The 21,256-nt window shown below is 69.4% G+C and carries 19 protein-coding genes; 12 read left to right on the top strand and 7 right to left on the bottom strand.

Going from position 1 to position 21,256, the window contains the following annotated elements; translation table 11 throughout:
- Positions 1 to 12: 12 nt before the first annotated feature.
- Positions 13 to 1,230, bottom strand: coding sequence for an acyl-CoA dehydrogenase family protein (locus tag J4E04_RS13180; RefSeq protein WP_222638730.1), 1,218 nt, complete (start codon positions 1,228 to 1,230; stop codon positions 13 to 15).
- A 182-nt stretch (positions 1,231 to 1,412) separates the two neighbouring features.
- Between J4E04_RS13180 and J4E04_RS13185 the strand changes: the two genes are divergently transcribed.
- Positions 1,413 to 2,654: an MFS transporter gene (locus tag J4E04_RS13185; protein WP_307108998.1), complete on the top strand. Its 1,242-nt coding sequence runs from the start codon at positions 1,413 to 1,415 to the stop codon at positions 2,652 to 2,654.
- On the opposite strand, the gene J4E04_RS13190 is transcribed toward J4E04_RS13185, so the two are convergent.
- On the bottom strand, positions 2,613 to 3,635 hold the full coding sequence (locus tag J4E04_RS13190; protein ID WP_027503728.1) for a LacI family DNA-binding transcriptional regulator: 1,023 nt from the start codon (positions 3,633 to 3,635) through the stop codon (positions 2,613 to 2,615). The two genes, J4E04_RS13185 and J4E04_RS13190, sit on opposite strands and share 42 nt — an antisense overlap.
- A 76-nt stretch (positions 3,636 to 3,711) precedes the next feature.
- Here J4E04_RS13190 and J4E04_RS13195 point away from each other — a divergent pair, with 76 nt between their 5' ends.
- Genes J4E04_RS13195 through J4E04_RS13210 form a run of 4 tightly spaced genes read left to right on the top strand, consistent with a single transcriptional unit; the run spans position 3,712 to position 7,404 of the window.
- On the top strand, positions 3,712 to 4,491 hold the full coding sequence (locus J4E04_RS13195) for an SDR family oxidoreductase (protein ID WP_490148763.1): 780 nt from the start codon (positions 3,712 to 3,714) through the stop codon (positions 4,489 to 4,491).
- The gene (locus J4E04_RS13200) at positions 4,491 to 5,531 is read left to right on the top strand and encodes a Gfo/Idh/MocA family protein (protein ID WP_307108999.1); all 1,041 of its coding nucleotides are present in this window, start codon (positions 4,491 to 4,493) and stop codon (positions 5,529 to 5,531) included. Before J4E04_RS13195 ends, J4E04_RS13200 begins: the two co-directional genes overlap by 1 nt.
- Positions 5,528 to 6,424 (top strand): sugar phosphate isomerase/epimerase family protein, encoded by an 897-nt coding sequence (locus J4E04_RS13205; protein ID WP_490148764.1) that lies wholly within the window; start codon positions 5,528 to 5,530, stop codon positions 6,422 to 6,424. The genes J4E04_RS13200 and J4E04_RS13205 overlap by 4 nt, the downstream gene beginning before the upstream one ends.
- On the top strand, positions 6,421 to 7,404 hold the full coding sequence (locus J4E04_RS13210; RefSeq protein ID WP_490148765.1) for a Gfo/Idh/MocA family protein: 984 nt from the start codon (positions 6,421 to 6,423) through the stop codon (positions 7,402 to 7,404). The genes J4E04_RS13205 and J4E04_RS13210 overlap by 4 nt, the downstream gene beginning before the upstream one ends.
- Before the next feature lie 161 nt (positions 7,405 to 7,565).
- Here J4E04_RS13210 and J4E04_RS13215 read toward each other — a convergent pair whose 3' ends face one another.
- The 3 genes from J4E04_RS13215 to J4E04_RS13225 all read right to left on the bottom strand — a co-directional run bounded on the left by J4E04_RS13215 (position 7,566) and on the right by J4E04_RS13225 (position 10,796).
- Positions 7,566 to 8,378, bottom strand: coding sequence for an ATP-binding cassette domain-containing protein (locus J4E04_RS13215; RefSeq protein ID WP_027503733.1), 813 nt, complete (start codon positions 8,376 to 8,378; stop codon positions 7,566 to 7,568).
- Between the two features lie 8 nt (positions 8,379 to 8,386).
- Positions 8,387 to 9,445, bottom strand: a complete 1,059-nt coding sequence (locus J4E04_RS13220) for an ABC transporter permease (protein ID WP_027503734.1) — start codon at positions 9,443 to 9,445, stop codon at positions 8,387 to 8,389.
- Between the two features lie 169 nt (positions 9,446 to 9,614).
- The gene (locus J4E04_RS13225) at positions 9,615 to 10,796 is read right to left on the bottom strand and encodes a Gfo/Idh/MocA family protein (protein ID WP_490148766.1); all 1,182 of its coding nucleotides are present in this window, start codon (positions 10,794 to 10,796) and stop codon (positions 9,615 to 9,617) included.
- A gap of 172 nt (positions 10,797 to 10,968) precedes the next feature.
- Here J4E04_RS13225 and J4E04_RS13230 point away from each other — a divergent pair, with 172 nt between their 5' ends.
- Both J4E04_RS13230 and J4E04_RS13235 read left to right on the top strand, forming a co-directional pair.
- Positions 10,969 to 11,988 carry a LacI family DNA-binding transcriptional regulator gene (locus J4E04_RS13230; RefSeq protein ID WP_490148767.1) on the top strand — a complete coding sequence of 340 codons (1,020 nt, stop codon included), beginning with the start codon at positions 10,969 to 10,971 and terminating at the stop codon, positions 11,986 to 11,988.
- An 82-nt stretch (positions 11,989 to 12,070) separates the two neighbouring features.
- Entirely contained in the window at positions 12,071 to 13,069 is a 999-nt protein-coding gene (locus tag J4E04_RS13235) for an ABC transporter substrate-binding protein (RefSeq protein ID WP_490148768.1), read from the top strand.
- Between the two features lie 10 nt (positions 13,070 to 13,079).
- Here the strand turns inward: J4E04_RS13235 and J4E04_RS13240 are convergent, their stop codons facing one another.
- Positions 13,080 to 13,817: a GntR family transcriptional regulator gene (locus J4E04_RS13240; RefSeq protein WP_027503738.1), complete on the bottom strand. Its 738-nt coding sequence runs from the start codon at positions 13,815 to 13,817 to the stop codon at positions 13,080 to 13,082.
- Positions 13,818 to 13,990: 173 nt separating this feature from the next.
- On the opposite strand from J4E04_RS13240, the gene iolC reads away from it, so the two are divergent.
- From iolC to J4E04_RS13265, 5 genes are all read left to right on the top strand, one after another.
- On the top strand, positions 13,991 to 15,025 hold the full coding sequence (gene iolC / locus J4E04_RS13245; RefSeq protein WP_051612912.1) for a 5-dehydro-2-deoxygluconokinase: 1,035 nt from the start codon (positions 13,991 to 13,993) through the stop codon (positions 15,023 to 15,025).
- A complete protein-coding gene (locus J4E04_RS13250; protein ID WP_490148769.1) occupies positions 15,018 to 15,926 on the top strand; it encodes a Cgl0159 family (beta/alpha)8-fold protein in 909 nt (302 codons plus the stop codon). The genes iolC and J4E04_RS13250 overlap by 8 nt, the downstream gene beginning before the upstream one ends.
- A complete protein-coding gene (gene iolB / locus J4E04_RS13255) occupies positions 15,923 to 16,816 on the top strand; it encodes a 5-deoxy-glucuronate isomerase (RefSeq protein ID WP_222645999.1) in 894 nt (297 codons plus the stop codon). Before J4E04_RS13250 ends, iolB begins: the two co-directional genes overlap by 4 nt.
- Positions 16,817 to 16,818: 2 nt before the next feature.
- Entirely contained in the window at positions 16,819 to 18,771 is a 1,953-nt protein-coding gene (iolD, locus tag J4E04_RS13260; protein ID WP_222638737.1) for a 3D-(3,5/4)-trihydroxycyclohexane-1,2-dione acylhydrolase (decyclizing), read from the top strand.
- A gap of 69 nt (positions 18,772 to 18,840) precedes the next feature.
- Positions 18,841 to 20,217, top strand: coding sequence for a D-alanyl-D-alanine carboxypeptidase family protein (locus J4E04_RS13265; RefSeq protein WP_490148770.1), 1,377 nt, complete (start codon positions 18,841 to 18,843; stop codon positions 20,215 to 20,217).
- Positions 20,218 to 20,229: 12 nt separating this feature from the next.
- Here the strand turns inward: J4E04_RS13265 and yhjD are convergent, their stop codons facing one another.
- Positions 20,230 to 21,252, bottom strand: a complete 1,023-nt coding sequence (yhjD, locus tag J4E04_RS13270) for an inner membrane protein YhjD (RefSeq protein ID WP_490148771.1) — start codon at positions 21,250 to 21,252, stop codon at positions 20,230 to 20,232.
- Positions 21,253 to 21,256: the final 4 nt, after the last annotated feature.

Below are 21,256 nucleotides of genomic sequence, written 5' to 3' on the forward strand. Positions count from 1 at the left end.
GGCGGAGCCGCACTAGACGAACGCCGAATACCCCGTCACTCCCCTGCCGACGATGAGGTTGTTCATCTGCGACGTGCCCTCGTACGAGTACAGCGCCTCGGCATCGGTGAAGTAACGGATCACGTCGTAGTCGAGCACGATGCCGTTGCCCCCCATGATCTCTCGGGCCCAGCCCACCACCTCACGCAATCGCGTGGTGGTGTAGCTCTTGGACAGTGCCGCGTGCTCGTCGTGCTGCACCCCGGAGTCCTGCAGCTGCGACACCCGCAGTGCCATCCCGAGGCACGCGGTGATGTTGCCGGCCATGCGCGCGATCAGGTCCGAGATCAACTGGAACGACGCGATGGGCGCCCCGAACTGCTCGCGCTCCTGTGCGTAGGCCACCGCCTTCTCGAAGGCACCGATCATCACTCCGACCGCGCCCCACGCGACGCCGCCGCGGGTGAGGGACAGGACCTTGGCGGTGTCGGCGAACGAGTTCGCGTGCTCGAGTTTGTTCGCGGTGGGCACCCGGCAGTCCTCGAAGTACAGATCTGCGTTCTCGACCGCGCGCAGCGAGTACTTGCGCTCGATCTTCTCCGCACGAAACCCCTCGGGGAAGCCGTCGTCCCCCTTCTCGAGGACGAAGCCCTTCACCTCACCGTCCGCCTCGTCCTTCGCGTAGACGATGATCAGGTCGGCGAAGGTGGCGTTGCCGATCCACCGCTTGCTGCCGTTGAGGATCCAGTGGTCGCCGTCGAGCCGCGCCGTGGTCTCCAACCCGCCGGCGACGTCGGAGCCGCCGTGCGGCTCGGACAGGCCGAAGGCGCCGATCTTCTCCATGCGGCGCATGGCCGGGAGCCACCGCTCCTTCTGCTCGTCCGAGCCCAGGATGGCGATGCTGCTCATCGCGAGCCCGCTGTGGACCGTGAACATGGTGCCCGTGGACGGATCGACCCGCGAGAACTCCATGCCCAGCCACCCGGTGAAGACCTTGCGTGCGGGCGCCCGACCGTCGAACTCGTACTCCAGACCGACGATCCCGAGATCGGCCAGGCGCGGGAGCAGATGGACCGGTGACTCCGCCTTCTCCCAGAACTCGTTCGCGCGCGGGGCGACCTCGTCCTCGAGGAAGCGACGCACCACCCCGACCGTCTCCGACTCCTCGTCCGTCAGAATGCCCTGGTAGCCGAACATGTCCGCGGCGAGGAACCCCTTCGAGAGAGGTCCCAGCGGTTCGTGCTTGCTCATGTGCGACTCCTGTGTCGGTCGTCCGGCGAGTGGTCGGGTGACGCCTGTGTCTGTCACCGTGCTGCACGGATACCCCGACTGTCCCGAGATCAGTCGAACCCGTCGAACGGATCTCGAGGTGTTCTCGAGGTATCCGGAGTCCCCGCTGTGCGGTCTCGGCGAGGTGGGGCCATAGTTGAGCGGTGACAGAACCCGGGGGCAGCTCGACGACCGAACCCACCATCGGCCGCGGGCTGGTCCTCCTGTTGGCCGTCACCTGCGGTGTCCTGGTCGCGAATCTGTACTACGCGCAACCGCTGCTCGACACGATCGCTCGCTCCTTCGACATCGAGGAGGGCACGGCGGGCATCCTCGTCACCACCGCGCAGATCGGCTACGCCATCGGTCTGGCGTTCCTCGTCCCGCTCGGCGACCTGATCGAACGGCGGCGCCTCATCGTCACCGCCGCCCTGATCTGCGCCGTCGCGGACGGCATCGCCGTGGTGTCCCCCGGCTTCCCGATGCTCGCCGCCGCCCTCGTCCTCGCCGGGGTGGGAGCGTCCGCCGCCATGGTCATCGTCCCGCTCGCCTCGGCCCTCGCCGCGGAGGAGGATCGCGGACGCACCGTGGGCACCGTCATGAGCGGCCTGCTCACCGGAATCCTGCTCGCCCGCACCGTCAGTGGGTTCCTGTCCGAACTGGGCGGCTGGCGGTTGGTCTACGGGGTGGCCGCCGTGGCCATCGCCCTGCTCGCGGTGGTGCTGCGGAAGTACGTCCCGGTGTCGACCCCGGTGGTGACCGACACCTACCGCGGCATTCTCGGCTCCATCCTGACGCTCGTACGCGAACTCCGGGAGCTCCGGTTGCGCATGGCTCTGGGCGCGCTCCTCATGGCCGCGTTCTCGGTGCTGTGGACCGGGCTCGCGTTCCTGCTCGCGGCTCCGCCGTTCTCCTACGGTGACGCCGTCATCGGCCTGTTCGGCATCGCCGGGGTCGCCGGTGCGTTGATGGCACCCATCGCCGGGCGCATGACCGACAAGGGACACGGACGGCGCGCGACGACGCTGTGCCTGACGATCCTGCTGGCCAGCTGGGCGCTGCTCTTCCTCGGATCGGGCAGCTCCGCCGTGTGGGCCGTCGTCGTCCTGATCGTCGGCATCATGGCTCTCGACCTGGGCACCCAGGGCGCGCACATCAGCAATCAGAACGTCGTGTTCGTCCTGGATCCGCCGGCGCGAAACCGTCTCAACACCGCGTACATGGTGAGCTACTTCGGTGGCGGCGTCCTCGGTTCCGTCGCTGCGTCCGTCAGCTATTCCGTCGGTGGGTGGGCGGTGCTGTGCCTCACCGGGGCAGCGATCTCCCTCGCCGCACTCGCCATCTGGCTCCTCGGCCGGAGCGCGTCATCGGGGAGTGTTGTGCGGAGTGACCACGTGCACGGGTGACGGCTCGTCCCGAACACCGTCCAGGGCACCGGCGGCCTGCATGAGCAACCGGCACGCCGACCGCGCGTCGGCACGCAGATCATGGTGCAGCACAGCCGAGATGGAGCGCTCGGCCAGCAGCCGACGGTTGTCCGCGTCGAGGTCGTGGGCGATGAACACCCGGCACCGACGACCCACCCGCTCGAAGGCCCGCACGGTGGCGACGTTGCCGCCGCCGATGGAGTAGACCGCCTCGATGTCGGGGTGCTGCGTCAATGCCTCGACCACCAGGTCCTCGACCGTGTCGTCGAGTCCGCTGCTGCGGGCGATGTCGAACACGGCCCGCGGCACCCCGGACGCCGTGCGGCGCAGGGCCCGACGGAACCCGATCTCCCGTTCACCCTCGTTGCGGAACGTGTCGTGGCTCAATGTGACCAGCACGCTCGACGTCGACTCCCCCAGCCACTGATCGACGAGGTACGCCGCGGTGGCGCCCGCGGCGCCGTCGTCGATGCCCACGTACGCGGTGCGCGCGCTCGACGGCACGTCGCTGACGTAGGTCACCACCGGGATGCCGGCTGCCACGACGGCGTCGAGCGCGTCGGACACCTGCGGATCGTCCGGCGCCTTGACGATCAGTCCGTGCGAGCCGCGCGCGCGGATGCCGTCGAGCGTCTCGAGCATCGCGGGCACCGACTCCGTCTCCCGGAAGTGGAACCGCGACCGGACCACGGCCGGTGACAGCATCGGCAACTCGGCCTCGAGGGCGGACCGCACCTGGGAACAGAACCGCTCGGGTGCCTGCATGACCACGTCGACGAAGAACTTGCGCCCCGACAACCGCAACTGGGTGCGCTGCTTGTCGAGGTCGGCGATGGCCTGGCGCACCTCCGCTCGGGTGTCCTCCCGGACACCGGGCCGCTCGTGCAGCACCCGGTCCACGGTCGCCTCGCTCAGGCCCGACTGCTGCGCGATCTCCCGCACTTTGTAGCGATGTCCCACAGCAGTGTCCTCTCGAGGTGTTTTTGATGCGTTCAGAGTGTTGATCACCGGCGCCGGGACCGCAAGACTTCCCGGTGTGGGCACTCTTCTGGACGACACCGTCGTTCTCGTCAGCGGCGGCACGTCCGGTGTGGGCGCCGCCGTCGTGCGAGCGAGCCTCGCCGCGGGCGCACGCGTGGCCTTCAGCGGCCGACGTGGCGAGGTGGGCACCGCGTTCGAACGCGAGCTGCGTGCCGACGGCCACGACGCGACCTTCGTGCGCGCCGACATCGCCGACCCCATCGAGGCGATCGCGAGCGTCGAGCGCACCGTCGAGCACTACGGCCGCGTCGATGCCGTGTGCAACGCGGCCGGACTCACCTCCAGAGGGTCACTGCTCGACACCACCCCCGAGCTGTTCGACCAGCACATGGCCGTCAACCTGCGGGGACCGTTCTTCGTCATGCAGGCCGCCGTCCGCGACATGCTCTCGCGCTCGGCTCCCGGCACCATAGTGAACATCGGCTCCGTGAGCGGCCGCGGCGGGCAGTCCTACCTCGCCCCGTACGTGGCGGCGAAGGCCGGCCTGTCGGGGCTGACCAAGAACGCGGCACACGCTCACCGGTTCGACCGGATCCGCATCAACGCACTCGACATCGGCTGGACCGAGACCGAGGGCGAAGCCGTGACGCAGAGGACGTTCCACGACGCGCCGGACGACTGGGCCGCCGACGCGGCCGCGCGCATGCCGATGGGCAAGCTCGGACAGCCCGACGAGATCGCCGACATGGTGGTGTTCCTGCTGTCGCCGCGCAGCGGCGTCGTCACCGGCTCGGTCATCGAATGGGATCAACAGGTAGTAGGAGGGCAGGACTGATGGGCAACGACGTTCGGAACCAGCGAATCGGAGTCGTCGGACTGGGACGCATCGGTGCGTTCCACACCGAGACTCTCGCCGGACTCGACGGGGTCTCGAGCCTCGTGGTCACCGACGGACGGCCGGAGGTCACCGACGCCGTCGCCGCGAAGTACGGCGCGGAGAAGGTCGACGGGGTCGACGCGATGCTCACCGCCGGCGTGGACGGCATCGTCGTCGCGGCGGCCACGCCCGCGCACGCCTCGCTGCTGCTGGCCGCGGTGGACGCCGGGATCCCCGTCTTCTGCGAGAAGCCGTTGGCCTTCACCGCCACCGAGAGCAAGGCCGTGGTCGACGGCATCGCGACCTCCGACGTGCCCGTCCAGATCGGGTTCAACCGGCGGTTCGATCCGGCCGTCGCGGCCGCCGAACGTGCCGTGCGCAGTGGGGATCTCGGGTTCCTGCACACCGTGCGGTCCACCACTCTCGACCCCGCTCCCCCGCCGATGGCGTACATCGCGGAGTCCGGCGGCATCTTCCGCGACTGCAGCGTCCACGACTTCGACGTCGTGCGCTGGATCGTCGGCCGCGAGGTCGTGTCCGTGTTCGCCACCGGCTCGAACCAGGGCGATCCCGCGTTCGCCGCCGCCGGCGACGTCGACTCCGCCACCGTGCTCCTGACGTTCGAGGGTGGCGCCGTCGGTGTCGTGTCGAACTCCCGCTACAACGGCCGCGGCTACGACTGCCGCCTCGAGGTCCACGGCCGGGACGACACGGTCGTCGCCGGCTGGGATCCCCACACCCCGGTCCGGAACATGGAAGCGCCCCAGCTCTTCCCGAACGGCGAGCTGTTCCCGTCGGACACGCCCCACGGGTTCTTCATGGACCGGTTCGCCGCCTCCTACCGCGCCGAGCTGTCCGCGTTCCTGGAGGTCTGCGCCGGCACCCGCCCGTCCCCCTGCACCGCGCAGGACGCCCTCGAGGTCGCCTGGATCGCCGAGGCCGCCACCGAATCCCTGCGCCGCGGCGCACCCGTCACCCTGGAAGAGGTCCGCTCATGACCGCCGCACCCGTACGTATCGCCGGAGCACCCATCTCGTGGGGCGTCTGCGAGGTCCCCGGCTGGGGATACCAGATGGACAACGACCGCGTGCTCCGCGAGATGCGCGGCGCCGGACTCACCGCGACGGAGAACGGTCCCGAGGGCTTTCTCCCGGCCGATCCGGCGTCCCTGGCCGCAGTGCTCGCCGGTCACGACCTGACCTCCGTCGGGGGTTTCGCTCCCGTTCTGCTGCACGAGGAGTCGCACGATCCGGTGCCGACCATCGCCTCGCTGCTCGACGGCTTCGTGGCCGCGAACGCCGACGTCATCGTCCTCGCCGCGTCCACCGGCCAGGAGGGCTACGACGCCCGTCCGACGCTCACCGCCGATCAGTGGACCGTGTTGCTGCGCAACCTTGATCGTCTCGCCGCCGCCTCCGCCGAGCGGGGAATCCTCGCCGTCGTGCATCCCCACGCCGGCACCATGATCGAGCAGCGCGACGAGGTGCACCGCGTGCTCGACGGCTCCTCCATCCCGCTGTGCCTGGACACCGGGCACCTCATGATCGGCGGCACTGATCCGGCCGAACTGGCCACTGCGGCAGCCGATCGCATCGCGCACGCTCACCTCAAGGACGTCGACGCCGCCCTCGCAGCACGGGTCCAGGCCGGCGAGCTCACCTACACCGACGCGGTCCGCGCCGGCATGTACACGCCGCTCGGAACCGGAGACGTGGGCATCGGCGGCGTCGTCGACTCGCTCCTCGACGCCGGATACACCGGCTGGTTCGTGCTCGAGCAGGACACCATCCTGTCCGAGGAGCCGGGCGAGGTGGGCGGCCCGGTCACAGACGTCGTCGCCAGCGTGCAACATCTCCACGACATCGTCGCCGCCCGAACGGCCGCGGTGTGACGACACCTCTGCGCATCGGGGTCCTCGGCGCGTCGCGCATCGCGGAGCAGGCGATCATCGGCCCGGCTCACGCGCTCGGTCATCGACTGGTGGTGGTCGCGGCACGCAATCGCGACCGCGCCGAGGCCTTCGCACAGCGGTACGGCGTCGAGCGTGTCGCCGACGACTACGACGCGGTGATCGGCGATCCCGAGGTGGACGCCGTCTACAACCCGCTCGCCAACGCCCTGCACGCCGAGTGGAACATGCGCGCGCTGCGCGCCGGCAAGGCCGTCCTGACGGAGAAGCCGTTCGCACGCAACGCCGCCGAGGCGCGGGCAGTGCGCGATGTGGCTCGCGAGACGGGCGCAGTGATCGTCGAGGGGTTCCACTACCTCTTCCACCCGGTGACGCGGCGGCTGCTGGACATCGCCGCGAACGGCACCCTCGGTCGCCTCACGCGGGTCGAGGTCGTCATGGCCATGCCCGCACCCGCCGACGACGATCCGCGATGGTCGCTCGACCTCGCGGGCGGTTCCGTCATGGACCTGGGCTGCTACGGGCTCCACGTGCACCGCCTGCTCGCCGACGTCGCCGGCGGGCCTCCCCGCGTGGTCTCCGCCGTCGCCACCGAACGTGACCCCGGCGTCGACGCGACGTCGACCATCGAACTCGCGTTCCCCGACGGCGCCACCGGCACCGTGACGAACTCGATGGAGCACGCCGAGCACGAGTTCACGGTGCTGCTGAGCTTCTCCGAGGGAACGGCGTTCGCGCACAACCACATCAAGCCGAACACCGACGACCGCGTCTCCGTCACGGATGCGTCGGGGACGACGGTGGAGCACCTCGGCACCCGCCCGTCGTACGAGTACCAGCTCGAGGCCTTCGCGGCGCACCTGCAGAGCGGCGCTCCGATCCCCCTCGACGCCGACGACGCGGTGGCCACCATGGAGCTCGTCGATGCCGCGTACACGGCGGCAGGTCTCCCTCTCCGCTAGCCCCCGAGAACGACGGCCCCGCACCCCTGAGCGAAAACCCGGGGTGCGGGGCCGTCGTCGTCGGTGCAGTTCTGCTCACGAGCACTCGCGCGCGCGGTCCGGGTGCCGACACGACACGGGCCCCGCACCTCGTGTGAGGTGCGGGGCCCGGGAGTCGAGCGTCAGCGGCGCAGTTCGTGGGTGAGCGTCTCGAGTTCGTCGCCGCCGGCCATCTCCTTGGTGAGATCGTCGAGGCTGATCTCGTCGTAGGAGCAGTCGAGCTTCTGGCGGCCACGGTTGAGCAGCACGAAGTGGTCACCGACCATGTACGCGTGGTGCGGGTTGTGCGTGATGAACACGACGCCGAAGCCCTGCTCCTTGGCTGCCGAGATGTAGCGCAGCACCATGCCGGACTGCTTGACGCCCAGCGCGGCGGTCGGCTCGTCGAGGATGAGGACACGGGCGCCGAAGAAGATGGCGCGGGCGATGGCCACACACTGGCGCTGACCGCCGGAGAGCGAGCCGATGGGGGCGTCCACGTCGGGCAGGTCGATGCCCATCTTGTGGAGTTCCTCCTTGGTCGTCGCGCGCATCGCGGCGGCGTCGAGGGTGCGGAAGACACCCTTCTTCCGGAGCTCCTGGCCCAGGAAGAAGTTGCGCCACACCGGCATCAGGGACACGACGGCGAGGTCCTGGTAGACCGTCGCGATGCCCTTGTCGAGCGCGTCCTTGGGTGAGGAGAACTTGACCTCCTCGCCGTCGACGAGCAGCTGGCCCTCGGTCTGCTGGTGCAGGCCGGCCATGATCTTGATGAGGGTCGACTTGCCGGCACCGTTGTCGCCGAGCACACCGGTGACCTCGCCGGCGCCGACGCGCAGGTTGATCCCGCCGAGGGCGATGATGTTGCCGTAGCTCTTGCCGACGTTCTTCAGCTCGATCAGCGGGGTCTTGCCGCCACTGTTCGATTCGAGGGGAGTCTCGATGGTTGCACTCATGTCAGGTGTCACCTTTTCGCAGCGTAGGAACGGAAGCTGTTGTTGGCGATGACGGCGAAGAGCAGCATCGCACCGAGGAAGAACTTGAACCAGTCCGGGTTCCAGCCGGCGTAGACGATGCCCTGGTTGGTCATACCGAAGATGAAGGCGCCGATGGCCGCACCGATGGCGGTACCGAAACCTCCGGTGAGCAGGCAGCCACCGATGACCGCGGCGATGATGTAGAGGAACTCGTTGCCGACACCCTGGCCGGACTGGACGGTGTTGAAGGCGAAGAGCAGGTGCATGCCGACGAACCAGGCGCAGAAGCCGACGAACATGAACATGCCGATCTTGACCTTGGTCACCGGCACACCGATGGCGCGAGCCGAGTCCTGGTTGCCGCCGACCGCGAAGATCCAGTTGCCGACGCGCGTCTTCATCAGCACGTAGGTGGTGATGAGCGTGAAGACGAGCCACCACAGGACGGTGATGCGGACCGAGACACCGAAGACCGAGAACGACGAGGCGAAGACCTTCTTGGCGGACTCGAACCCGTCCATGTCGGAGATGGACTGCGTCGCGACCTGGCCGGTGACGAGCTTGGTCACCGCGAGGTTGATGCCCGTCAACATCAGGAACGAGGACAGGGTGATGAGGAACGACGGGATCTTCGTCTTCATCACCAGGTACCCGTTGAGGAATCCCACCCCCAGTGCCAGCACCAGGGCGAGGACCGAGCCGATCCACACGTTGAGGTGGAGGTTGTAGGCCAGCATGGACGCGGCGATCGAGGAGAACGTCACCGCCACACCGGTCGACAGGTCGAACTCGCCGCCGATCATGAGGACCGACACGCCGCACGCCATGATGCCGATGGTCGACGAGGCGTACAGCACGGTGGCCAGGGCCTCGGGGCTCCGGAACGGCGGGGCGACGATGGCGAAGAACACGAAGATGATGACGGCGCCGAAGAGGGCACCGATCTCCGGACGGACCAGCAGACGCTGGAACGGCTTCTGCTTCTTCACCCGCTCGTCGGTCACGACGGTATGCGTGGCGAGATCGAGATCTGCCTGAGTGGACATGGACTTCCTTACCTGACGGGGGATTCTCTGCGCTGGCGGAGCATTCGTTCGGATGACACCCCGTGAGGGAGGCGAGCGGCGAACGTTCCGTGTGATGTCGATGTAATACGCATCACAGCCATAAGTCAATACTTTGTTCGGACATTAGGACTGCAGCCGGACATACCCGCTAGAGCGTGACCCACCTTCCCGACTCCACCGACTCCGTCATCGCGTCCAGCACCGAGGCGCTGCGGACAGCATCCCGCACGGTCGCGCCGACGGAGGCGTTCTCGGCGATCGACTGCAGGAAGCGCGCCGCCTCGACCACCTTCAGGTCGTCGTACCCCATCGCGGACGCGGACCCCGGCTGGAAGACGCCGTACTCGCCCGCTCCCGGACCGACGAAGAGCGTCGACTGCGGCTGGTCCTGATACAGCGGCTGATCCTCGCCGGCCGCCCGCAGGCCCAGCTGCAGCTCCCCCATCCGACGGAAGTCCCACGAGACCGAGCCCTTGGTCCCGTGGATCTCGAACCCGTAGGAGTTCTGGTCACCCACCGCCACGCGGCTGGCCTCGAGGACACACCGGGCGCCGGTCGCCATGCGCAGCTGCGCGGACACGAAGTCCTCGTTCTCCACCGGGCCCTGCTCACCGCCCGAGGCGCGCATGTGGCCGCTGGTCACCCCCGTCGACTTGGCACGCTGCGGGATGAAGACGGCGGTGTCCGCCACCAGTGAGGCGATGTCGCCGAGCAGGTACCAGATCAGATCCGCGCCGTGGGACGCCAGATCGCCGAGCACGCCGCTACCGCCACGCTCACGCTCGAAACGCCAGCTCAGTGCGCCGTCCGGGTGGGCCGCGTAGTCACTGAAGAACCGGAAGCGTGCATGTGTCACGTCGCCCAGTTCGCCGGACGCGATGATGCCGCGCGCCTGCTCCACGGCCGGTGCATTGCGGTAGTTGAAGCCCACTGCCGTCTGCACGCCTGCCTTCTCCGCGGCGATCGCCACTGCGCGGGCATCGTCCGCCGACAGTCCCACGGGCTTCTCGATCCAGAGGTGCTTCCCGGCCTCGGCCACCGCGACGCCCATCTCCCGGTGCAGGAAGTTCGGCGACGTCACCGACACGGCACCGATGGACGGGTCGGCCACGACGTCGCGCCACGACTCGGTGGACGAGCCGAAGCCGAACTGCTCGGCAGCCTCGGCGGCGCGGCCGGGCACCTCGTCGGCCACGGTCGCGAGAACGGGCAGGGGTCGGAGCGCGGGGTAGTGGTGACGCACGCGGCTGTAGGCCTGCGTGTGGACGCGGCCCATCCAGCCGAAGCCGACGACGGCGACAGGCAGAGTGGTGAGGCGAGGGTCGGACATGGGTGCACTCCAGACGAGGGGGTTTTTGGACCGTTCCAAACAGAAGACTGTCCGCAGTCTGCCCGTCGCCCGATCGCGCTGTCAACGCTCTTTCGTTCATCGCGTCCGTCCCGCTAGGCTGCGTTTGGCACGGTCCAACTCGGCGGGGCCGCCTCACCGGACGGAGCGAGCCGTGACGAACATCGAGCGGCCACCCACGATCCGCACCGTGGCCGAACGCGCCGGCGTGTCCAAGTCGCTCGTCTCCCTGGTCCTGCACGACTCCCCCAACGTCAGCGACGAGAAGCGCGCGGCCGTGCACGCCGCCATCGACGAGCTGGGCTACCGGCCGAACCTGTCGGCTCGCAACCTGTCCCGGCAACGGACGGACATCGTCGGGGTCCTCATCAACGACCTCCGCAACCCGTGGTTCGTGGACTGCCTCGAGGGCATGGCCCCGGTGCTCGAGGCACACGGGCTGACCATGATGCTCGGCGACGGTCGAGCCGACCGGAGCGGGGACGACACCGTCGTCCGCAAGTTCACCGAACTGCGACTCGACGCGCTCGTCCTGGTCGGCACCCGGTCGCCCACTCCCCTGGTCGCCGATGCCGCGACGTCCATGCCGACGGTGATCGTCGCGAGCCGCGACCTCGAACTCCCCCGCGCGGACGTCGTGGCCAACGACGACACCGCGGGATCCGCGCTGGCGGTGGCGCATCTCGCGGAACTGGGTCACCGCCGGATCGCCCACGTGGCCGGGTCGTTCGGCGCCGTGTCCGCCCTGCGCGCCGACAGCTACCGCGCCGCGATGACGTCGCGCGGCCTGGACACCGACGGCCTCGTCGAACCGTGCGACCTCACCGAGGACGGCGGATACGACGCCGCCCGGAGACTCCTCGCCCGCACCCCCCGCCCGACCGCCGTGTACGCGGTGAACGACATCGCCGCGGTCGGTGTCATGACGGCCTGTCAGGAAGCGGGACTGGCCGTGCCGCAGGACATCTCGATCGTCGGATACGACAACACCTCCATCGCACAACTGCGCCACGTCTCCCTGACGTCGGTGGACAACGCCAGCGCGTCGGTCGGTCGCCGGGCCGCAGCAGCGGTGATCGACCGGATCGCTCGTCCGACGGCAGCCGGCACCCTCGACCTCATCGCGCCGACACTGCAGGTGCGCGGAAGCACGGCACCGCCGGCCGACACGTAGCTCCCCACGCGGCCTCCCGGGTGACTTAGGGTACCCCTACCTCCGCGGTCTCCGGAGGCATCGCGAGCAGCAGGGGTACCGCATGCGCAGCACCACATTACGACGATTCGCCACGGCCGTCGCCGTTCTGACACTCCTCACGGCGGCCGGGTGCACCAGTGATCAGGCGTCCGACGCGGTGCCCGACAGCGACGCCCCGACGGGCACCGTGACCATCGAGCACGCACTGGGCTCCACCGCGATCGACCGCGCCGAACTCGGGTCCGATCCGCGCATCGTCGCCCTCACCGCTCCGGCCGTGGACGCCGCGCTCGCCCTGGGGGTGCAGCCGGTGGCCTTCGCCTCGGACACGACCGGGGCACCGGACGGCCGCTATCCCTGGCAGTCGGAGCTGGCGGCGGACGTACCGCTCATTCCCATCCCCGTCGAGGGCACCCTCCCCATCGAGGAGATCGCTTCGTACGCACCGGATCTCATCCTCGCCGACTTCGCCGCGTCGACACCGACCCAGTACGAGCAGTTGACCGCACTGGCCCCGACCATTCCCGTCATCGGCGACACGGTCTCGCCCTACGACGCGCTGACGCGCGCGCTGGGCACGGCGCTCGGCCGCGAGGACGACGCCGACGCGGTGATCGCGCGGACGCGGACCGCCCTCGCCGATGCCGCCGCGGAGCTGCCCGGACTGGCGGGGAGGACGGCGCTGCTGTCGCAGTACATCCCGGCCACCCAGCAGCTCGTCGTGGTGGCCGATCCCGACGACGGCGCCTCGGCGTTCTACCAGGAACTGGGGATGACGCTGCCGGCCGTCGACCTGCCCGCCACGGCCGGCAACCGGCTCGTCGTCGGGCCCGAACGCGTCGACGTCCTGAACTCCGACCTGGTGATCATCCTCGTGAACGGCGGTACCGCCGCCGATCTCGAGGCACTGCCCGGCTGGGCTGACCTACCCTCGGTGCGCTCGGGCGGCATGCTGATCACGGACTACGCGACCATCATCGCGCTGAACACACCGTCACCGGCGTCGCTGACGTACGCGCTGGAGAAGGTTCGGCCGACACTCCGGTCGATCGCAGGCTGACGCCTCCGGGTCAGCGGTCGACGAGGGTCGTGTCGAAGTAGTACCGCGACGCGCGGTACACGTGCGACCCGTACTCGACCACCTTGCCGGAGTCGTCGAACGCCGTCCGGTGCATGGTGAGCAGCGGCGCCTTCGGCTTCTCGTCCAGCAGGTGCGCCTCGTCGCGATCGGCCGCCTTCGCCCCGATGCGCTGGCGAGCGAGGCGGATGTGGACTCCCTTGGTGCGAAGCGACTGGTACAGGCCGTGCGCCTCGAGCTCGGCGGGCTCCGGCGCCACGTCGACGGGCATGTAGTTGATCATCAGCGCGAGCGGTTCACCCTTGGTCAGTCGCAGACGACGCACGGTGACCACCTCGGACTCCGGCCCGATGTTGAGCTCGCGCGCCACGTCCTCGGTGGGCAGCCCGACCGAGTACTCGAGCAACTTCGTCGTCGGGTCCTGGCCGGCGCGCGCCAGGTCGTCGAAGAGGCTGGTGAGCTCCACCGGTCGATGCACCGGGCTCTGCACCACCTGTGTGCCGACGCCACGCTTGCGCACCAGCAGCCCCTTGTCCACCAGTTCCTGGATGGCCCGACGCGTGGTCGGCCTCGACAGGTTCAGGCGCTTCGCGAGGGCGAGCTCGTTCTCGAAGCGGTCACCCGGGGCCAGACTGCCGCCGAGGATCGCGCCCTCGATGGCCTGCGCGAGTTGGTAGTAGAGCGGAACGGGACTCGACCTGTCGAGCTCCACGGCGAGCGGTTGACTCACGTACCAGCTCCGATCCGAAACTAGGCGGGTGTGCGGGCGGGCTGCCCGAGAACAGAGTGTAAGTGACCGTGCGCAATATGACGGCAAGTTAGAATGTCAGGACAAACTATTGACAGGTTGGTGTGGCGCGGAGCACAGTGATACCGGCCCCCACGCACACGCCCCGAGTATCGATGGAGCAGACCTTGACCACAGTGAACAACACCGGCCCCACCGGTGATGCACGTTTCGACGTGCTCGCCATCGGACGCAGCGGAGTCGACATCTATCCCCTGCAGGTCGGTGTGGGCCTCGAGGACGTCGAGACGTTCGGCAAGTTCCTCGGTGGCAGCGCCGCCAACGTCACCGTCGCCGCCGCGCGACTCGGGCGCCGCACCGCACTGATCTCCGGCGCCGGCGACGATCCGTTCGGCCGCTTCGTGCGCGCCGAGCTCGCCCGCCTCGGCGTCGACAACCGCTACGTCGTGGTCGACGGCCAGTACGCCACCCCGGTCACGTTCTGCGAGATCTTCCCGCCGGACGACTTCCCGCTGTACTTCTACCGCAAGCCCACCGCGCCGGACCTGCAGGTGCGTCCCGAGGACATCGACACCGAGGCCGTCCGGAGCGCCGCTCTGTACTGGTCGACGGTCACCGGTCTGTCCGAGGAGCCCTCGCGCAGTGCACACTTCACCGCCTGGGAGGCGCGTGGACGCGCTCCGCTGACGGTGCTCGACCTCGACTACCGGCCCATGTTCTGGGAGAGCCCCGCCGCCGCGACCGAGCAGGTCCAGCGCGCACTGCGACACGTCACGGTGGCCGTCGGCAACCGCGAGGAGTGCGAGGTCGCCGTCGGCGAGACCGAGCCGGACCGGGCCGCCGACGCGCTGCTCGACATGGGGGTGGAACTGGCGATCGTCAAGCAGGGCCCCAAGGGCGTACTGGGCAAGACGCGCACCGAGCGCGTGGAGGTGCCACCGAACTTCGTCGACGTCGTCAACGGACTCGGTGCCGGCGACAGCTTCGGTGGATCGCTGTGCCACGGACTGCTGTCCGGCTGGCCACTCGAGAAGATCCTCCGCCACGCCAACGCGGCCGGCGCCATCGTCGCGTCGCGCCTCGAATGCTCCACCGCCATGCCCACCGCCGACGAGGTCGCCGCCCTCGCCGAGTCCGCGGTCACCGCACCGGGTTCCGATCTCGCCGATTCCGAGGAAGCACATGTCTGAGACCATCACCGCGACCTGCACCACGTACGCCGACGTCACCGAGATCCGGGCGCACGACCCGGGCGCGATCGACCGCGCCTGGGCCTCTCGCGTCACCCGTGAGACGGTGCGCGGAGACGGGCGGCTCATGATCGTGGCCGCCGATCACCCCGCCCGCGGTGCCCTGTCGGTCGGCTCGAACCCGACGGCCATGAACAGTCGCACCGAACTGCTCGACCGCCTGCGTACCGCGCTGGCCGACCCGGGAGTCGACGGTGTCCTCGCGACGTCCGAGATTCTCGACGACCTCGTCCTGCTCGGCGCCCTCGATGACAAGGTCGTCATCTCCTCGATGAACCGCGGCGGACTCGCCGGCGCGTCGTTCGAGCTCGACGACCGGATGACCGGCGCGACCGCGGCGTCCACCGCGAAGGCGCGGATGAACGGCGCCAAGATGCTGACCCGCATCGACCTCGACGATCCCGGCACGCTCGGCACCCTCACCGCCTGCGCGCAGGCCATCGACGAACTCGCGGCCGAGGGCCTCATGGCCATGGTCGAGCCGTTCCTGTCGTCGCGCCGCGACGGCAAGGTGGTCAACGATCTGCGTGCCGACGCCGTCATCAAGTCCATCCACATCGCCCAGGGCCTCGGCGCCTCGTCGGCGTACACCTGGATGAAGCTGCCCGTGGTCGACGAGATGGAGCGCGTCATGGACGCCACCACGCTCCCGACGCTGCTCCTCGGCGGCGACCCGCAGACCGCGCCCGACGAGACCTTCGCCAATTGGGCACGCGCCCTGAAGATCCCCGCCGTCCGCGGCCTCATCGTGGGCCGCACACTGCTCTACCCGAAGGACGGCGACGTCGCCACCGCGGTGGCGACCGCAGTCGACATGGTGCGGGGCGGGGCGGACGAGTGAACAGCGAGTTCTACATTCCCGCCGTCCCCGGCGCCGGAGTCACCGTCACCCCGGAGAGCGCGGGATGGACCGAGTCCAGTCTGCGCACAGTGCTTCTCGCACACGGCGAGTCCGTCGATCTCACCTCCGACGACGACGAGATCATGGTGGTCCCTCTGCAGGGATCCGCGACCGTCACGTGCGGCGAGGAGTCGTTCGCACTGACGGGGCGCGCGTCGGTCTTCGACGGGCCCTCCGACTTCGCGTACGTCGGCCGTGACAGCAGCTACACCCTCCGCAGCGAGCAGGGTGGACGTTTCGCGTTGTGCGGCGCACGCGCCTCGCGGGCCCTGCCGTTCCGCTACGTTCCCGCCGCCGACGTCGCCGTCGAACTGCGCGGCGCGGGCAACTGCAGCCGTCAGGTGCACAACTTCGGCACCGCCGACACGTTCGAGGCCGACTCGCTCATCGCGTGCGAGGTCATCACCCCCGGCGGCAACTGGTCGTCCTACCCCGGCCACAAGCACGACGAGGAGACCGAGACCGAATCGGCACTCGAGGAGATCTACTACTTCGAGATCGACAGTGGCCGTGACGGTTCCGCCGGTTTCGGATACCACCGCGTGTACGGCACACCCGAGCGTCCCATCGAGGTGCTCGAAGAGGTGCGCACGGGTGACGTCGTCCTCGTCCCGCACGGGTATCACGGGCCGTCCGTCGCGGCGCCCGGCTACCACATGTACTACCTCAACGTCATGGCCGGACCGGGCAGCGAGCGCGCCTGGAAGATCGTCGACGATCCCGACCACACCTGGATCCGCAGCACGTGGGACGGCCAGGACGTCGATCCACGCCTCCCCCTCACCCCCCGACCTCCGCTGGACTCAGCGCACCGTGGAAAAGGAGCCTGACAATGGTGTCCACCGCACCGATGTCACAGAGCAAGACCGAGAACGCCGAGCCGATGGTGCACCTCACGGTGTCCCAGGCCATCGTCCGCTTCCTCGCCAACCAGTACGTCGAGCGTGACGGGGTCCGGACCAAGTTCTTCGCGGGCTGCTTCGGCATCTTCGGCCACGGCAACGTCGCCGGTCTCGGACAGGCGTTGCTGCAGGCCGAGATCGACGCCGTCGAGGCGGGCACCGAGCCGGAGCTCCCCTACGTCCTCGGCCGCAACGAGCAGGCCATGGTGCACAGCGCCGTCGGCTTCGCCCGCCAGAAGGACCGTCTCCAGACCTGGGCCGTCAGCGCCAGTGTCGGACCGGGCTCGACCAACATGCTCACCGGCGCGGCGTTGGCCACCATCAACCGGTTGCCCGTCCTGCTGCTCCCGGCGGACACCTTCGCCACCCGCGCCTCCTCACCGGTGCTGCAGGAGCTCGAGCTCCCGTCCAGCGGCGACGTCACCGTCAACGACGCGTTCAAGCCGCTCTCGCGCTACTTCGATCGAGTGTGGCGCGCCGAGCAACTGCCCGCGGCTCTGCTCGGCGCCATGCGCGTCCTCACCGACCCGGTGGAGACCGGCGCCGCCACGGTCGCCGTCCCGCAGGACGTCCAGGCCGAGGCACACGACTGGCCCGAGTCGTTCTTCGCGCCGCGCACCTGGCACGTCGCCCGCCCGCTGCCCGAGCGGTCCGTCGTCGCCCGCGCCGCCGAGATCATCCGCTCGGCGAAGGCGCCGCTGATCGTCGCCGGCGGCGGCGTCATCTACTCCGGTGCCACCGAGGCGCTCGCGTCGTTCGCGGAGAAGACCGGAATCCCCGTCGGCCAGAGCCAGGCAGGCAAGGGCTCCCTCGTGTACGACCACCCGCAGTCGGTCGGAGCGATCGGGTCCACCGGCACCACGGCCGCCAACGCCCTCGCGACCGAGGCCGACGTGGTCATCGGGATCGGCACGCGCTACAGCGATTTCACCAGCGCGTCGCGCACGGCCTTCTCCAACCCCGACGTGCGGTTCGTCAACATCAACGTCGCGTCCATCGACTCGGTCAAGCAGGGCGGTCTCTCCGTGGTCGCCGACGCCCGCGAGGCGCTCGAGGCACTGACCGACGCGCTCGCGGACCACGAGGTGAGCGCCGAGTACCGTGCGCGCGCCACCGAACTCGCCGCCGAGTGGGATCGCACGGTCGCCTCGGTCTACGCCGTGGACGACGACAACCTCGGCATGAACCAGAACCAGGTCATCGGTCTCACCAACTCGCTGTCCGACCCACGCGACATCGTCGTGTGCGCCGCCGGCTCGATGCCCGGAGACCTCCACAAGCTCTGGCGCACACGCGATGCCAAGGGCTACCACGTCGAGTACGGGTTCTCCTGCATGGGCTACGAGGTGGCCGGCGGCATCGGCGTCAAGATGGCGGCACCGGATCGCGACGTCTTCGTCATGGTCGGCGACGGCAGCTACCTCATGATGGCCACCGAGCTGGTCACCGCGGTCCAGGAGGGCGTGAAGGTCATCCTGGTGCTGGTGCAGAACCACGGCTTCGCCTCCATCGGATCACTGTCGGAGTCGCTCGGCTCCCAGCGCTTTGGCACCGCGTACCGCTACCGGTCCGAGTCCGGTCGACTCGACGGCGGTGTGCTGCCCGTCGATCTGGCGGCCAACGCCCAGAGTCTCGGCGCCGACGTCATCCGCGTGAACACCGCCGGCGAGTTTGCCGACGCCGTCAAGGTGGCCAAGGCGGCGGACCGCTGCACGGTCATCCACGTCGAGACCGATCCGCTGATCGCCGCTCCGGACAGCGAGTCCTGGTGGGACGTCCCGGTCAGCGCCACCTCGACGCTCGAGAGCACGCAGACGGCGTACGAGACGTACGAGGCGTGGAAGAAGGTCCAGCGGCCGTACCTCCGGCCGTCCGCCGACTGACTTCTCGATCCGGACACACCCGGTCACCCGGGGCGGCGTGCGCGAGCGCGCCGCCTAGGGTGACCGGTGATGAACATTCACGACCGCACCGGACGCGGCCGACGGACAGCCGCGGCGATCGCGACGGCGGTCGTGCTCGTGGGTACGCCGGCACTCCTTCCGAGTCTCGCCGGGGCGCAGCCCGCACCGCCTCCGACGTCCACCCCGTTCCGGACGCCCGACACCGACGCCTGTCCCCACCGTGACGTGCCACCACCGGCCATCGATGCGTCCGAGGTCCCCGCTCCCGGCGACGCGGAACCGCAGCCCGTACCCGTCCCGGCCGAGACGGTCGGCGGCGAGGAACTGGCGGCGTGCGGTGTGATCACCGCTGCCGGTGCGCCCGCTCTTCCCGCAGACATCTCGGCGGCGGGATGGGTGCTCACCGATCTCGACTCCGGCGCGGTGATCGCGGCGAAGGATCCGCACGGCCGGTACCGGCCGGCGAGCACGATCAAGGTCCTGCTGGCGCTCGTCGCGCTCGACGAGCTCGATCTCGATCGCACCGTGGTGGCCACCGCGGAGGACGCGGCCGCCGAGGGCAGCGCGGTGGGCATCGGTACCGGCGGCGTGTACTCGGTGCGCCAGCTGATGCAGGGGCTGGTGATGGCGTCGGGCAACGATGCCGCGCACGCCCTCGCCGTCCAGCTCGGCGGCGTCGACACCGCCGTGGAGAAGATGAACGCGAAGGCCCGTGGGCTCGGTGCCCTGGACACGCGCACGGCGTCGCCGTCGGGTCTCGACGGACCGGGCATGGCCTGCTCACCCTACGATCTGGCGCTCATCTTCCGGGCCGCGATGGACGATCCGACCTTCGCCGAACTCGTTGCCACCGAATCGGTTCCGTTCCCGGGCTATCCCAAGGACGCGTCGAAGCCGGACAACCCCTCACGGCCCGACATGCCCGGCGTGCCGGTGAACCCCGATATGCCGCTCAACGAGGACCGGCCGGGCTTCACCCTCGCCAGCGACAATGCGCTGCTGTTCAACTACCCGGATGCACTGGGCGGCAAGAACGGCTACACCGACGACGCACGCCAGACCTTCGTCGGCGCGGCCGAACGCGGTGGCCGCCGGTTGGCCGTGTCGCTCATGAATGCCGACGTGCTGCCCATCCGGCCCTGGGAGCAGGCCGCCCGCCTGCTCGACTACGGCTTCACGCAGCCTGCCGACACGGTGGTGGGCACCCTGGTGACCGGGAGCCCGGACGCGGCGGCGCCGACCTCGTCGACCCCCGCCTCGACCGCGCCGACCGATCGGCGGACCGAGGCGAGCAGTGGCGGCGCCTATGCCGGAGTGGACGACGAGAGCGAGGTGGCGATCAGGGTCGGTGCGGGAGTTCTGGGTCTGATCGTCGTGATCGGGCTCCTCCTGTGGGCGCGCACGCTGCACCGCAGACGGTCCTGACCACGCTGCACGTCAGCGTCGGCGCCGGCCGCGCCATCCGCCCAGGCCGAGCACGGTGAGCACGCCGGCGCCGACGAGAGCTGCCGCGCCCGCGGGTGAGACCCCTTCGCGGACCACCACCTGCGGTGCGATCACCGCACTGTCGGGCACGGCGGGTGCCGCGAGGGACAGGTTCTCCGTGGCCGTCGCCGCCCACGCCGTCGAGAACAAGAGGAAGCGTGACGTCGTGAAGGCGAACACGAGGATGCCGATGATCGGTCCGAACGTGGCACCGGCCGGACCGGACGTGACGCTCTCGAGGTAGACCGCGCCGACCTGCTTGAAGATCTCGAACACCACGGCCGCCAACAGCGCGGCGCGTGCCGCGCTGCGCACGGTCACGGGCTCACGGGGCAGCCGGGCGATGACCCACACGAACAGTGCCCACGTCGCGGCGATCGCCAGGGCGAACGACGCGATCTGCACGGCGACGCCGACACCGGGAACATCGTCCAGATCGACGGCCTTCAGGAGTGCGGGGACCACCGACCCGCTGGCCACCGCCGACAGGCCGAGCGAGATCACCAGGGCCAGACCCAGACCGAGCAGCGCTCCGAGATCCTTGGCCTTGGTGGCCAGGAAGCTGCCCGCCTCGTGCTGCGTCTCCCACATCGCGGTGAGCGCCTCCCGCAGATTGGCCGTCCATCCGAGGCCTGCGTAGAGCGCACCCAGGAGACCGATGATGCCCACGCTGGTGCGCGACTCGATGGCACTCGAGACCAGTTCGTTGATGGTGCCCGCGAAACTCCCGGGAACGTTCTCGGCGATCTGGGACTGCAGTTCCGTCAACAGGTCCGGCCGGGAGGCCAGAACGAAGCCCACCACGGCGAACGCGACCATCAGCAGCGGGAAGAGGGCCAGAACGCTGAAGTAGGTGATACCCGCGGCGTAGTAGTCGCCCTTCTGCTGCTGGTACACCGAGCCGGCCCGCGCGAGGTGATCGAACCACGGCCACCGCCGTCGACGTTCCTCGATGATCGCCGCGAAGTCCGGCATGGCG

Source organism: Rhodococcus sp. NFXS4, from assembly GCF_058139645.1.

What these genes read in the sequence shown, in the direction of transcription:
- J4E04_RS13180 (WP_222638730.1), bottom strand. Translation starts at nt 1,230, where the DNA reads ATGAGCAAGCACGAACCGCTGGGACCTCTCTCGAAGGGGTTCCTCGCC.
- J4E04_RS13200 (WP_307108999.1), top strand. Translation starts at nt 4,491, where the DNA reads ATGGGCAACGACGTTCGGAACCAGCGAATCGGAGTCGTCGGACTGGGA.
- J4E04_RS13205 (WP_490148764.1), top strand. Translation starts at nt 5,528, where the DNA reads ATGACCGCCGCACCCGTACGTATCGCCGGAGCACCCATCTCGTGGGGC.
- J4E04_RS13215 (WP_027503733.1), bottom strand. Translation starts at nt 8,378, where the DNA reads ATGAGTGCAACCATCGAGACTCCCCTCGAATCGAACAGTGGCGGCAAG.
- J4E04_RS13220 (WP_027503734.1), bottom strand. Translation starts at nt 9,445, where the DNA reads ATGTCCACTCAGGCAGATCTCGATCTCGCCACGCATACCGTCGTGACC.
- J4E04_RS13225 (WP_490148766.1), bottom strand. Translation starts at nt 10,796, where the DNA reads ATGTCCGACCCTCGCCTCACCACTCTGCCTGTCGCCGTCGTCGGCTTC.
- J4E04_RS13235 (WP_490148768.1), top strand. Translation starts at nt 12,071, where the DNA reads ATGCGCAGCACCACATTACGACGATTCGCCACGGCCGTCGCCGTTCTG.
- iolC (WP_051612912.1), top strand. Translation starts at nt 13,991, where the DNA reads ATGGAGCAGACCTTGACCACAGTGAACAACACCGGCCCCACCGGTGAT.
- J4E04_RS13250 (WP_490148769.1), top strand. Translation starts at nt 15,018, where the DNA reads ATGTCTGAGACCATCACCGCGACCTGCACCACGTACGCCGACGTCACC.
- iolD (WP_222638737.1), top strand. Translation starts at nt 16,819, where the DNA reads ATGGTGTCCACCGCACCGATGTCACAGAGCAAGACCGAGAACGCCGAG.
- J4E04_RS13265 (WP_490148770.1), top strand. Translation starts at nt 18,841, where the DNA reads ATGAACATTCACGACCGCACCGGACGCGGCCGACGGACAGCCGCGGCG.
- yhjD (WP_490148771.1), bottom strand. Translation starts at nt 21,252, where the DNA reads ATGCCGGACTTCGCGGCGATCATCGAGGAACGTCGACGGCGGTGGCCG.